Raw genomic sequence first — 11844 nt, forward strand, 5'->3', positions numbered from 1 at the left:
ATCGGATGCGGCCTTGCGTTACGTCTGGATCCTTAGACGGGATGCACGTTCTGGGCTTGCGGGCCCTTCTGTCCCTGGCCGACCTCGAACTCCACACGCTGGTTCTCGTCGAGCGACTTGTAGCCGCTGCCCGAGATCTCCGAGTAGTGAACGAAAAGGTCGGCGCTGCCGTCATCCGGTGCGATGAACCCGAATCCCTTTTCGCTGTTGAACCACTTCACAACACCCTGCGCCATACCTTTAACTCCCTGCAACTGTCCGCCGAACGCTCATATCGAGGTCCGGTCGTACCACCCATACTGCCATCCTCCGGCGCGGAACGAGTGCATTTGCGGACGTTCGGTTTCCCGGCGGGGAAAAAATCCACGGTTGCGCACCTCCGCATCACTGCGGCTGCGTGATGTTCACCATCCAGGAGATGCCGAACCGGTCTACGCAGGCGCCGAACTCGTCGCCCCACATCTGCTTCTCGAGGGGGACGGATACCGTGCCGTTCTCCGACAGCTTTGTCCAGTAGCCGCGCAGTTCGTCGGCGTCGTCGCCGGAAAGACTCACCGCGATGTTGTCACCGGGATTGTGCGGCATCCCGGGAGGGGTGTCGGCGCCCATCAGCACGAATCCGTTGTCGGCTTCGAGCAGCGAGTGCATGATCTTGTCGCTGCTTTCGGTGTCGGGCGCACCGAATTCTCCGAAGGTGTTGATCGACAGTGAACCGCCGAACACCTCCTTGTAGAACTCCATCGCCTCTCGTGCGTTGCCGCCGAAGCTGATGTACGGGTTGAGACGTGAGGCCATGGCGAAGCTCCTTCTTTGTGCAGAAATTGTTTCTCGTGGCGATCCGACACACCGACGGTACAGCGAAGAGCAGTCACTCGACCCCGGATCCGTGCAGCACCGGATCAGGGCTATACCGATCAGGGCAGCACTGGGTCGGTTTCGGTGAACACCGTCGCGAACGCTCCCCACAGCACCGGTGAGTCGACGATGGCCCGCTCTTCTCGCCACGCCGCCGACCGCTCCCGCTGCCAGTCGCAGAGCGCTCGCACCGCGTCCGGTTCCTCGTGCGCGGAATCGACGGAACACATGGCCGACTCCAGGGGGCGCTCTCGAGGATCTGCGCCGGCCAGGCGTTCGAAGGCGAGGTCGGTGGGCAAAGCCCATCGAGTGGCGGTGACCAGTTCGGCACCGCCGCTGATCATCGCCGAGACCAGGCCCAGCGCCTCACCGAAGCGGAGGTCACCGCCGCTCTCACAAGCGATCAGGGCGACCCTGCTCGGGATGGGCCACAGCTCGAGTCCCGCCACAGGATCGTCGGTCAGGGTGTGGGTTCCCAGAAGTAGATCCTTCGCCGACAGCGGTCGGTGTGCCCGCATCGCCTCCGCGAACCCGATGGTTTCCGCCCGGCACGACAGATGCAGTTCGGCGTGCTCACTCTGGCCGGACTCGGGCGCTGCTGCGGTCACATGGCCGACGTAGATCAGGCGGCTGGCACCGCCCCGGAGCGCATCGCCCAGCCAATCCCGGTCTACGTCCTCCCGGCGGAACAGGTCGACGGGGCCGGTCACTTTCGGTAGAAGTCTGTTCTGCTCCGCGTAGGCGCCGACCTGGCGGGACAGGGGAGCGTCACCGGACATCCGGCCCAGCACCGAGCCGAGTACGGAATCCGCGCGATATCCTGGCACCCGTGGATCGAGGACGGCGACGACGGGCAGCTCGCGCGTGTCGAGCCAAGAGCGCGGGACGCGCCCGGGGGCGTGGACGATACTCAGTGGTGCGAGCAGGCTGACGTCGGCGATATCGATCAGGCGCAGGTGGGCGTCCGGCGCGATCAGTTCCCACGGTACCTGCGCGACGCGAGGTGACGGCTGGATCCGGATGTGAGGCCGTACCCCGCGGGTGTACAACTCGTACAGCTGCGCGGCGAGACCGAACGGGAGAAATGTTCGCGAAAGATGCTGCGCCAGTGCATGCTCCGCGTCGTACGTGGAGAGTGCGCCAGCCGTCAGAACGTGTTCGAGGCTCTTCGGATCAGCAGCATCGGGCAACGCGGGTGTCAGTGCGGCGAGAGTCGCGTCCACTTGTGTCGCGGTGACGACCGAGACTCCACCGGGATAGCTGTCGCTCGACCACCGCCACGATGTAAACAGGTCTCCCGCATCAGCCATCCGCACGAAGACGGTGGGACGCCCCGACGTCACCACGCCGGAACCCATCGGCTGTCGCGAATCGGCCGCCCGTACCGCTTCTCGGCCTCCGCGATGTACGGCTCGAGCGCAACACGGCCACCGACTGACATCGTGAGGTGCGGTGGCAGCGGAACAGGAAGGCCGGCACCCGCGGCGACCCCGGCCAACGCAGCACCGAGGTGGAGTGCGGCCGACACGTCGGGAGTGCGGTCAGGAAGGTCGGGCATCACGAGTGGCAACGTCGGCGCCGCGCTGCCGGTGGAGCGGCTGATGTCGAGTGCTGTTCCCGCGCAGTGCGCCTCGATGAGATCACCGACGAGAAGGGCGTCACCGCAACTGTAGGAGAGGCGGAATGCCAACGCCATGGCCGGGTCCGCGACGTGCCGGTTCCACTGCTCGCGCTGAAACCCGGTGGGGAGGGAGTAGCGGACGGCGTCGATGGTGAGGGCCGCGGGCACCGCGAGGTCGACGGCTCGTTTGTGCAGCGCCCCGTCGGGGTCGACGTTCAGCGCCGCTTCCAACAGCGTCGCGTGCCAGACGTCGACCTGTGCGCACTGCAATCCGAGGCCCAGTTCGGCATACGTTTCGACAGCGGAAGCCAACAGGGCCTCACCCTCGTCTCGCCGGCCGGCGCTGAAAGCCAGTGTCGCCAGGCGAGTGTTGACGTCCGCGACATCGAGTACGGCCCCGGACTCCGAAAAGTGTTCGACGCTGCGCCGGTAGAGCGCGCTCGCACGTTCTGTCTGCTCGCGTCGCTCCGCCACAAACGCCAGCACCTTCAGCCCGATCCCCACCCGATGTCCGACACCGGCCTGCTCGAAGTACCTCTGGCTTTCCAGCAGCAGTGGCTCGGCATCCTCGTGACGCCCCGACCGGGCCCGCATGATCCCCAGATTCTGCTGCGTTTCGGCGAAGGCGTTGCTGTCACCGGCCTCGTCGAAGGCGGCCAGCGCCTGGCCGGCGAAGTCGTCGGCGAGGTCGAAGCGTCCGGTCTCGAAATGGACGGCCGCCAGATTCATCAACGGGTGACCAGCGTGATTCGGCGCGGAACGTACTGCGGCTTCCAGTGACTCGTGTGCCAGGTCGGCCGCGTAGGCCCATTGCTGACGGTGGATGGCAACGGCTGTCAACGACAACAGGCACGGGACGCGGAGGTCCTCGAGGTCGTCGGCGCCGTCCGTGAGCATGGAGCGCGCCTGCTCGAGTGCCGTCTGCGCACCGTCGAGGTCGCCCACGTGCTGGAGAGCCTGGGACAGATTGATCAACGCGGCGGGCCGGATCCTGCGGGCGTCGGCCGGCATGGCCGAGAGGGCCTCGTGATAGCGGTCGACGGCCGCGGCGTGGTCACCCAACTCGTCTGACATGCTCGCGGCGTTGATCATTGCGCTGATCCGTAGATCGCCGGTGGCGCTGCGCGCAACCTGCTCGAAGGTCGCCAGCGCTGCAGTGAGATCACCGCGGCCGTAGGCGGCGCCGCCTACGGCAAGCAGTTCACGGGCTTCGTCCGGTGACAAGGAATCCGTCATGTCAAAAATCCGCTTCCGAGGCGGCGGCGTCGATCTCGGCGAGCAGGGGCACGTCGCTGTCGTCGTCCGACTCCGGTGCCGCGGCGCGCTGGAGTCGCTGTCGCGCGAGGTCGCGGATTCGATCGCGGACGTCGCGCCCGCCGGGTGCCGGGTGGAGGTTGCCGCCGAAGCCAGGCAGGTAGACGTTCACGGTGACCCCTAGTTCCGATCCCGGTGGGGCATCGGTGTCGCCGACCCAGGTGTCGCCGATCAGGTGTAATTCGACGTCGGCGGTGCGGAAAGGATCGGCGCCGGCCACGGTCGCGCTTGGCCGTAGGTGTGCGGGCACGGCCCCGGACAGATTCGGCGCTCCCACCACAGCCACGCGCACGGTGGTGTTTCCGGCGACCCGCTGCACCTCCCAGGACACTGCCCGCTCGGATGCGTCGACCAGGCCGGGAGGGCAACGGCGCCAATCGGTTCCGCCGGACCCCCGCGCCAGGACGAGGGTGCCGGCCCGGACCGCCGTGGCAGTGCCGGCCGCGAGTGCGTAATCCCCCGCGCGCGCCGCGTTTCCTGCCGGCCGCGGTGGCACGGCCATGAGGACTGCGTCGGCGCCGGCGACCACCGACTCGCAGTCGTCGACAAGTCCGGCGATGTCGCGGTCCAGCAGGGCGTGGTCGAGGGCCGGTATGGCATCGATCGTCGAGGCCGGCCACCAGCGTGCAGCCCACAGCGCGAAGGCGAGTCGCCGAACATTCGCGGCCAGGCGCGGGCGTGCCGGCCTGTATTCGACCTCGTGCACAGACCCACCGGGGTCGGCCGGCGCCAAGGCGACTGCGGGCTCGGCCAGCGCCAGGGCGACTGCCTCGCCGTACAGCGCCCACACCCAGTCCTGTGCGGAGGTGACGTCGTCGATCACGGCGGTGGGCGGGGCGGGCTCGGTGAGCACACTCCAGCTGAGATGACCACCGGCGACCTCCAGGACGGCAACGTCGATACCCGGGTCGTCGTCCAGAACACTGGGGGCGTCGCCAGGAGTGATCACCCAGAGGCCTCCGGCTACCGCCCGCACCGTCACCGAGTCGGGCATCAGCTTGCCCGCGATCGGGACGAATCGGCGGAGTCGGCGAGCGGCAGCACGCTCAGTGCCTGTTTGACGCGCATCCGGTGGTCGAGAATGACCGATCGGGCGACGCCGTCGAGGAGGTCCCACACCTCGTCGAGTGCGTGCACCGACGACTCCCGGGCGTCGCGGCCGTGCAAGCGCACCCACAGGCGCCGCAGGTACGGCTGCCCCGGCTTCCGGAGTTCGGCGGCGATAGCGGCAAGCGGATTGGTGTCGGGCAGAGACCGGTCGGCGGTGCTCAGCGCGAGCCGGCGAGCCTGCAGTACATACGCCTCGCGCTGCCAGCGGCCGTTGATCACCCGGCTCGAGGCCGTGTCGGCGGCAGGATCACGATCACCGGCCCCGATTGGCCGTAAATCTACGGCCAGCGTGGCCCCCGCGGTCGCAACCACCCGCAGCGACTCGTCGAGCAGGGCCCACGGCGAGCAACTCCGCGCGATCTCCGTCGTGACCAACTCGGCGACGGGCGGAAGGTCGGCTCGCTCACTCGAGGCGCGCAGCACGGTGAAAACACGTTCGTGGACGGTGCGGTCGAAGGGAAGTCCCAGGGCCGCGGTGGACGCAGACATTCCCAGGACGGGCGCCCCAGGCACCGGATGTGTTGTCAATCCCAGCTCGTGAGCCGTGTACGCAGCGGCGTGTGTCCACAGCGCAATTCCGAAGTGGGTTCCGGCGGAACCGGAGACCAACCCGTCGAACACGCACTGGCCGGAGTCGTCCGATTCATCGAGCCGTGCACCGGGGCAGGCATCGAGAAGTGCCTCGATCTTCGAGGTGCCGTCCTCGAGAGCGACACGCGAGAGCGGTCGTCGGCCCCAGGCGAGATCGATGAGTGCCGTGAGTTGCCGGGCCTGCGATGGGTCGGTGATATGGGCTTTCAACGCCTGGGTGGTGCGTCCGGCCGAGTATTCGTGCACGTCGCGCAGGGTGTCTGCCGCGATCGACTCGCCGCGGTCAGGGTCCGGCGAGCCGGCCGTGGTGGCCAGCTCGAAACAGCGCTGAAAGTACAGGTCCTGCGGATTGCCCTCGGTGATCCGTAGTGCACGGCGGACCCGCTTGAGCAGCGTGAACCATGCTGCCGTGGCACGCAGCAGATCAGCGGAGGCGTGCAGGCGTGTCGCCAGAAGCCCCGCGCCGTCGGAGGAGACGACCGGACCGGCGCACGCCGGGTTCTGCACCGGGCGAATCACCAGCGGATCGAGGATCAGTTTGACTGTGCGGCTGAGCGGCCCGCCGTCCGGGCCGCTGAGCGGTTCGACGCCGTCCAGTTCCCGCCACACCTCGTCCAGGACCATGGCGCGGGGTCGCCGAGTAGCCGTCGCCCCCCTCGCTTCCGTCCGCATTCGAGCAGGCTACCGCAGGTGCGCTCGGCGCAGGTCGGCAGAAATCTGGGATCGGTAGGGCGCGGGCCGTCCATACCTTTCAGCCATCGGCCCCACACCGCGGGCCGAAGAGATCGGAGACGGGCGCCGAGCGCCCCTCACGACACGTGAAGGACGGATCATGAACAAGATCATTCGGACTCAGCCGAAGCGCGCATACACCGCAGGCATCGTCGCGATTGCGGCTGCAGCCCTGCTGCTCTCGGGTTGCAGTGACAGCGAAGGGTCCAATGACAGCTCCGACGCCCCCACGGTCGCCTCGGAGAAGTCGAACGCCGCGAGCCCGGCCGGTGCGTCAGCGGCCGTCATCGACGGGAAGGCGTTGGACGCCACGTTCGACGCCACCTGCGCCAAGCAGGGTGACACCCTGGCGCTGGCTCTCGCCGACACCGGCAATGCCACGTACGGGGACCTGGCCGTGAGCGCGACCATCACCGGCACCGACACCGTGCAGGCCGTCGGAATCGCCGGCAGCAAGGGCGGGTCCAACGGGCTGCCCTACGCCCTCGGATTCGGCCAGGGAATGCCCGGCGGCACCGCGACGGTCGTGAAGGACGGTGACGTGTACAAGGTGACGGGGGAAGGCGTCGGCGCTCCCGACATGAGCAATCCGACCGCGCCGACCACGGCGAAGTTCGACCTCACCTTCGCGTGCTCCACCATCGTCGGCGGCTGAGCCCCACACCAGTATCGCCACGGCGCGCGCGAGTCTCGGACAGACTCTGCTGCAGCGTGATTCGCGCGCGCCGGGGCACTGCCCTCACCACCCACACATATCGGAAGGAAACATCATGAACAAGATCCTGCGCATCACAGCACTCACGTTCTTCGTCGGGTCCGTCGGCTACTACCTTTGGTACGGCCTCGGTAACCGGGGGGCAACGGACTACGGGATCGAAGGTCTCGCCTGGGTCGGGCCGCAGATGATCTGGCCGATCCTCGCCACGACCCTCCTCATCATGGTTTTCGCCTTCACCGGCGACAGCGTGATGGCGGCACTGGCCGGGACGAACAGCGCAGCGTTCCGCAACGGGTCGGTCGGGATCGGTACCGTGCGCGCAGTACGGCAGACCGGGATGACCCTCAACGATCAGCCGGAGGTCCGAATCGATCTCGGTGTCGAGGACGCCGACGGAAAAACATTCGAGTCGCACGCGAAAATGATTGTGCCGCTCACCGAACTGGCGCTGCTCCGGCCCGGTGTCGTGCTACCCGTGCGGTACGTGCCGGGGCGCACGGACAAGGTCGAGATCGATCGCTCCGGCGACACCGCCGCGGTCACCGAAGCGTGGAATCACACCATGATCCGGCAAGGCATCACCTCTGTGGACAAGCTCGACATCGCCGCGCGGGGAGTCGCGGCCCAGGCGGTGGTGCAGTCGCTCAGCGTTCCGGGGGAAATTCGCAACGGGCATCCCAAGGTGCACCTCGGCCTGGTTGTCAGCCGACCCGACGGATCGACATTCACCACCCGCGTCGAGAAGTTCCTGCCCTCACGCAGCGTCGCGCACGTGCAGGTCGGACGGGTACTCGACGTCCACTACCTTCCCGCGAACGAACAGGAGATCGTGCTCGCGCTGCCGGTGAATGCGTAACCGGACACGTTGCCGTGCCCTGTCGTGGCCTGACCCACCGGGTCACCGTCCAGTTGGCGTCGGTGATGCTCGCCGACACCGGTGCCCCGCTCCCGGGGCCTCGCCTGGTCCCCGCCTCACGGCGAAAGTGATGTTTCGGCGCGAAGAACACGTCGGCTGTTCGTGTCCGGACCTGCTCAGCTTTCGCGTTCGAAGGTGATCAGCAGCCCCTCCACGCTGCCAGGGCCGATTCTGCCCTTGACATCGGACGAGGTTATCGCTTTGAGACGCCATCCTTGCTGGGCGTACTGGTTGAGTAGGTTTTCGAGTTTGCCGCCGGACATTTTGCCGCCGATCATTTTCTCGCGGACCTCGACGACCTTGTAGGTGTATGTCATTGTTGTCGCTCCCGTTCGTTTCACTGTGTTCTCGGGGATAGTTGCGGATGTTCACCAGAACGGGTGAACGTCGAGATGAGGTGCTTCCTGGGTCGTCACCCGTTCCTCTGGAGTCGGGACTTTTCGAGTTCTGCACGATGAAGGAAATGGCAGTGCGATTGGTGTTGCGTCGACCGTGATCCCCGGCCGAGTTACCGAGCGGGAGTGCCGGTACCGCGAAGGTTCGCGTTTCTGACATTTGGTTCCGGATTCCACGTCGAAACAGCCCAGATGACGATGACGTCGAGGGCGATGATCAGCAGTGACCAACCCGGGTAATAGGGCAGCCAGAGGAAGTTCGCCACTATCGAGATGGCCGCGACGACGATGGCCGACACTCGGGCCCACCCGGCGCCCGTGAAGAGGGCGAGGCCGACGATCGCGACGAGGACGCCGAGGATGATGTGGATCCAGCCCCAGGTGGTGAGGTCGAACTTGTAGACGTAATTTATTCCGCCGACGAATACTTCGTCTTCGGCGACCGCCGCGATGCCTTGGAAGAACTGGATGATGCCGACGGTGACCATGATGACGGCGGCCCCCATTGAGGTTCCGGCCGCGAAAGCTTGTTTACCGGAGGGATACTCGGAACTCGCTGGATTCACTCTCGAGCTACGATCGGACATGGCTGGCCCTTCCCGAGCTTCGGTTTTACCGGTACCACAATTATCTGCCGCCGTGTGGTGTGTTCGCGGCGAAATTAGGATTGCGGTTCGAATGAACCCGGGATGTTGTCGTGCCTGGGTGGGGATTGCCCGGGCCGGTGAAGTCGGCGACGGCACCAAACCACGGCTGTACGTGGCGTCGAGTGTGCGGGTGGAGAGCCTCGACCGGGGACCGAGTCCAGGGCTTACTCGGATCGGCTCGAGCTACGACCTATGTCACAGCTTCCTCGACCACACCGGACTTCCTTATGATCACCACTCACTCAATTCCCGAAACATCGTCAATGAGCAGTTCGGCGTAACCATGAGTGAGCATCCCGACCGGTCGACGCGACGCTGCTTCGCGCCGTGCCCTATAGTTATAGGATTAGATTGATTTTAACGGGTTCGCGAGAGGGCGCTATGTCGGTTGGCACGGAATCATCGCTGGTACGCGTTCCGAAAGCGGGAGAACTCGTTGCAGCTCAGCTGCGGCGGCAGATCGTTACAGGCGAGCTGAAGCCGGGCGATCCTCTCCCGGGTGAAACGGCCCTGATGGAGCGCTACGGCGTGTCGCGGCCGACGATGCGTGAGGCGTTCCGCATCCTGGAGTCGGAATCGATCATCGTCGTACTTCGGGGCGCACACGGCGGGGCGCGCGTTCTTGCACCGGACGAATCGGTAGCGGCGCGTCATATGGGACTGCTGCTGCAATACAAAGGTGTAGCGCTCGCAGACGTCTATCGTGCCCGGGCGGAGATCGAGGTCGCCGCCTTACGCGCCTCGGCGGATGCCGATCTGACGGAACTCTGTGATCTCGTCGCAGAAGCCGCTGAGGCGATCGGCGACCCAGTTGCATTTGCCAAGATCGATACCCGTGTTCATCAGGCAATCGTGGACCTGGCCTGCTCGCAAACGATGTCGATCATGATGGGTATGTTGCTTCGAATTCTGGACGCCCACAATACGCTCTTCATCTCGATCAGAGGGGCTGATCGCGAACGCGCCATCGACGAGGTCGCGCTGCGTTCGTATCGCAGGTTGCTGAAGCTACTGTCTGCAGGAGACCAGGAGGGCGCTGTCGAGCATTGGCGTCGACATCTACGCAAGGTGGAAGCGCACATGCTGGATGATTCTGCACCGACACTGGTCGAGGTACTTTCCTGACAGCTCCAGCTCGTTTACAGCGGACGCAAGGCGACGAGCCTTGCGTCCGCTGTAGTTTATCGGGGATGGGACGCCGAGGCCAACCCGACTATATAGCTGTATCATTAAGCTTTTCAGGCGCAACGACTCGGCGTCGCGCCCATTATTGGAGCGATGTGGTGCACAATGCATGGTTCTCAGCTGCCGGCCCTCAATGAGGACGCGAGGCCTGGGTGGTCGTACGCCCTGCTCAGCGTCTCTGTGCCCTGGGCGGATGCAGACGACATCACTGTCGGCGAGCGGGTGGCGCTTGCTGCTCGACGTCACCCGGCCAGGAGTGCCATCGTATGGATCGACAACATGGAGGTCCGTGCAGTCGGCTGGGGTGATCTTCATCGGCGAGCGTCGGCAATCGGCGGTCACCTTCAGCACATGCTTCCCTCGAATGCGAGGGTAGGAATTCTCGGACGTGATCGTCGGCAATGGATTCAGGCTTTCTACGGTGCAGCGTGCGCCGGGTACGGCGTGGTCCCGTTGCCGGACGAGGGTGCAGACAGCTTGGCTCGGTACTGCGGCGCAGTCGGTGTCGATCTGGTCCTGGCAACCGACGACGCTGGAGTTCGCACGGCGGACGTGGGGAACGTGCGCGTGGTGCCGATCGGTGGCCTGTCGGACCTGGGCGCGGTGGCCTACCGGCCGGATGTGAACGGGCCGAACCCCGACGATCCGTTTCTCTATCAATTCACATCGGGAACCACGGGGACGCCGAAAGTGGCTGTGCTCTCGCATCGAGCGGTGCTCGGAGCGGCCGCAGGCTACGCACATGCCACGGGCGCATCCGACGGCGATGCGATGTTCAACCCGTTGCCTCTCGAGCATGTCGGGGGGTCGGTCGCCGGTCTTCTCGGAACCCTCGCTATCGACGGCGCATATGTGGCCGTGGATCGCTTCGACGCCGGGGGCATCGCCGAAGTTGTACGGACGACCGCACCGAGTGTTGTCGGGCTCGTTCCGACGATGCTCATCGATCTCCTGAATCGCGGCGCGGTGCAACCGACGGATTTCGCCTCGGTATCTTCGATCGTCGGGGGTGCGACCAGCGTGGACCCAGTGCTGATCGACCGGGTGGAGGCCGAACTCGGTATTCGTTTCCTGGTCGGTTACGGCCAGAGCGAAGCGCCGTGTCTGACGGTCAGTGGAGTCGATGATCCTGCGTTGCTGCGCACCCGCACGATTGGCCGGCCGTTGCCGGGTAGGGACTACTGCATCGCCGTCGACGGCGCTGTTGCTCGGGAGGGTCGGGTCGGGGAGCTTTGTGTGCGTGGTCCGTTGATCATGTCCGGATATCTCGCTGAGGACGGGAGAATCACGCGAGTAGCGGATGAGAACGGATGGATGCGAACCGGTGATCTCTGCTCCATGAGCGACGGGATCGTCAGGTTCCATTCCAGGGCCCGCGACCTCGTGATCCGTGGTGGGGAGAATCTCTATCCGGCCGAGATCGAGTCGGTTGTACTGGAATATCCCGGAGTGCACGAGGCTGCGGCATTCGGGATTCCGGATCTTCGATTGGGGGAGCGGCTTGCGGTAGCCGTGATGTGCGGCTCGGCAGGGACTCTCGATCTCGTCGACCTCGACAGGTTCATTGCGGAGCGACTTCCCCGTAAGAAGCGCCCCACCGAGTGGTTTCTCGTCGACGACTTCCCTCGGACGTCGACCGGCAAGGTGCGGAAGGCGGCGCTGGCCGACCGACTTGCACCTCGCATGGTTGACGGAACGCCATCCGTGCCAGATATAGTTAACTGATTATACGGAAAGGTTGGGTCGGAGCCCGATCGTAG

At 65.4% G+C, this 11844-nt stretch carries 12 protein-coding genes; 4 read left to right on the forward strand and 8 right to left on the reverse strand.

Going from position 1 to position 11844, the window contains the following annotated elements:
* Window positions 1–32 precede the first annotated feature (32 nt).
* From R4P95_RS11685 to R4P95_RS11710, 6 genes are all read right to left on the reverse strand, one after another.
* Window positions 33–236 carry a cold-shock protein gene (locus R4P95_RS11685; RefSeq protein ID WP_109334475.1) on the reverse strand — a complete coding sequence of 68 codons (204 nt, stop codon included), beginning with the start codon at window positions 234–236 and terminating at the stop codon, window positions 33–35.
* Window positions 237–384: 148 nt separating this feature from the next.
* A complete protein-coding gene (locus R4P95_RS11690) occupies window positions 385–795 on the reverse strand; it encodes a VOC family protein (protein ID WP_109334474.1) in 411 nt (136 codons plus the stop codon).
* 119 nt (window positions 796–914) lie between these two features.
* Window positions 915–2213 carry a CHAT domain-containing protein gene (locus R4P95_RS11695; protein WP_317744477.1) on the reverse strand — a complete coding sequence of 433 codons (1299 nt, stop codon included), beginning with the start codon at window positions 2211–2213 and terminating at the stop codon, window positions 915–917.
* The gene (locus R4P95_RS11700) at window positions 2195–3712 is read right to left on the reverse strand and encodes a tetratricopeptide repeat protein (protein ID WP_317744475.1); all 1518 of its coding nucleotides are present in this window, start codon (window positions 3710–3712) and stop codon (window positions 2195–2197) included. The genes R4P95_RS11695 and R4P95_RS11700 overlap by 19 nt, the downstream gene beginning before the upstream one ends.
* Window position 3713: 1 nt before the next feature.
* The gene (locus R4P95_RS11705; RefSeq protein ID WP_317744474.1) at window positions 3714–4784 is read right to left on the reverse strand and encodes a hypothetical protein; all 1071 of its coding nucleotides are present in this window, start codon (window positions 4782–4784) and stop codon (window positions 3714–3716) included.
* Window positions 4784–6115, reverse strand: coding sequence for a hypothetical protein (locus tag R4P95_RS11710; protein WP_317744630.1), 1332 nt, complete (start codon window positions 6113–6115; stop codon window positions 4784–4786). Before R4P95_RS11710 ends, R4P95_RS11705 begins: the two co-directional genes overlap by 1 nt.
* A 208-nt stretch (window positions 6116–6323) precedes the next feature.
* Between R4P95_RS11710 and R4P95_RS11715 the strand changes: the two genes are divergently transcribed.
* Together R4P95_RS11715 and R4P95_RS11720 are read left to right on the forward strand one after the other, a co-directional pair.
* Window positions 6324–6878, forward strand: coding sequence for a lipoprotein LpqH (locus R4P95_RS11715; RefSeq protein WP_213575683.1), 555 nt, complete (start codon window positions 6324–6326; stop codon window positions 6876–6878).
* Window positions 6879–6993: 115 nt separating this feature from the next.
* The gene (locus R4P95_RS11720) at window positions 6994–7797 is read left to right on the forward strand and encodes a hypothetical protein (protein WP_317744473.1); all 804 of its coding nucleotides are present in this window, start codon (window positions 6994–6996) and stop codon (window positions 7795–7797) included.
* Window positions 7798–7973: 176 nt separating this feature from the next.
* Here R4P95_RS11720 and R4P95_RS11725 read toward each other — a convergent pair whose 3' ends face one another.
* Entirely contained in the window at window positions 7974–8174 is a 201-nt protein-coding gene (locus tag R4P95_RS11725; RefSeq protein ID WP_317744471.1) for a DUF4177 domain-containing protein, read from the reverse strand.
* A 191-nt stretch (window positions 8175–8365) separates the two neighbouring features.
* Entirely contained in the window at window positions 8366–8839 is a 474-nt protein-coding gene (locus R4P95_RS11730; protein ID WP_397517685.1) for a hypothetical protein, read from the reverse strand.
* A 441-nt stretch (window positions 8840–9280) separates the two neighbouring features.
* Here R4P95_RS11730 and R4P95_RS11735 point away from each other — a divergent pair, with 441 nt between their 5' ends.
* On the forward strand, window positions 9281–10024 hold the full coding sequence (locus tag R4P95_RS11735) for a FadR/GntR family transcriptional regulator (RefSeq protein ID WP_213577516.1): 744 nt from the start codon (window positions 9281–9283) through the stop codon (window positions 10022–10024).
* A 165-nt stretch (window positions 10025–10189) separates the two neighbouring features.
* On the forward strand, window positions 10190–11809 hold the full coding sequence (locus R4P95_RS11740) for a class I adenylate-forming enzyme family protein (RefSeq protein ID WP_317744469.1): 1620 nt from the start codon (window positions 10190–10192) through the stop codon (window positions 11807–11809).
* Window positions 11810–11844: the final 35 nt, after the last annotated feature.

Source organism: Rhodococcus sp. IEGM 27 (assembly GCF_033142305.1).
GTDB lineage: Bacteria > Actinomycetota > Actinomycetes > Mycobacteriales > Mycobacteriaceae > Rhodococcus_F > Rhodococcus_F oxybenzonivorans.

What these genes read in the sequence shown, in the direction of transcription:
- R4P95_RS11735 (WP_213577516.1), top strand. Translation starts at nt 9,281, where the DNA reads ATGTCGGTTGGCACGGAATCATCGCTGGTACGCGTTCCGAAAGCGGGA.
- R4P95_RS11725 (WP_317744471.1), bottom strand. Translation starts at nt 8,174, where the DNA reads ATGACATACACCTACAAGGTCGTCGAGGTCCGCGAGAAAATGATCGGC.
- R4P95_RS11690 (WP_109334474.1), bottom strand. Translation starts at nt 795, where the DNA reads ATGGCCTCACGTCTCAACCCGTACATCAGCTTCGGCGGCAACGCACGA.
- R4P95_RS11685 (WP_109334475.1), bottom strand. Translation starts at nt 236, where the DNA reads ATGGCGCAGGGTGTTGTGAAGTGGTTCAACAGCGAAAAGGGATTCGGG.
- R4P95_RS11710 (WP_317744630.1), bottom strand. Translation starts at nt 6,115, where the DNA reads ATGGTCCTGGACGAGGTGTGGCGGGAACTGGACGGCGTCGAACCGCTC.
- R4P95_RS11715 (WP_213575683.1), top strand. Translation starts at nt 6,324, where the DNA reads ATGAACAAGATCATTCGGACTCAGCCGAAGCGCGCATACACCGCAGGC.
- R4P95_RS11730 (WP_397517685.1), bottom strand. Translation starts at nt 8,839, where the DNA reads ATGTCCGATCGTAGCTCGAGAGTGAATCCAGCGAGTTCCGAGTATCCC.
- R4P95_RS11700 (WP_317744475.1), bottom strand. Translation starts at nt 3,712, where the DNA reads ATGACGGATTCCTTGTCACCGGACGAAGCCCGTGAACTGCTTGCCGTA.
- R4P95_RS11705 (WP_317744474.1), bottom strand. Translation starts at nt 4,784, where the DNA reads ATGCCCGACTCGGTGACGGTGCGGGCGGTAGCCGGAGGCCTCTGGGTG.
- R4P95_RS11740 (WP_317744469.1), top strand. Translation starts at nt 10,190, where the DNA reads ATGCATGGTTCTCAGCTGCCGGCCCTCAATGAGGACGCGAGGCCTGGG.
- R4P95_RS11695 (WP_317744477.1), bottom strand. Translation starts at nt 2,213, where the DNA reads ATGGGTTCCGGCGTGGTGACGTCGGGGCGTCCCACCGTCTTCGTGCGG.
- R4P95_RS11720 (WP_317744473.1), top strand. Translation starts at nt 6,994, where the DNA reads ATGAACAAGATCCTGCGCATCACAGCACTCACGTTCTTCGTCGGGTCC.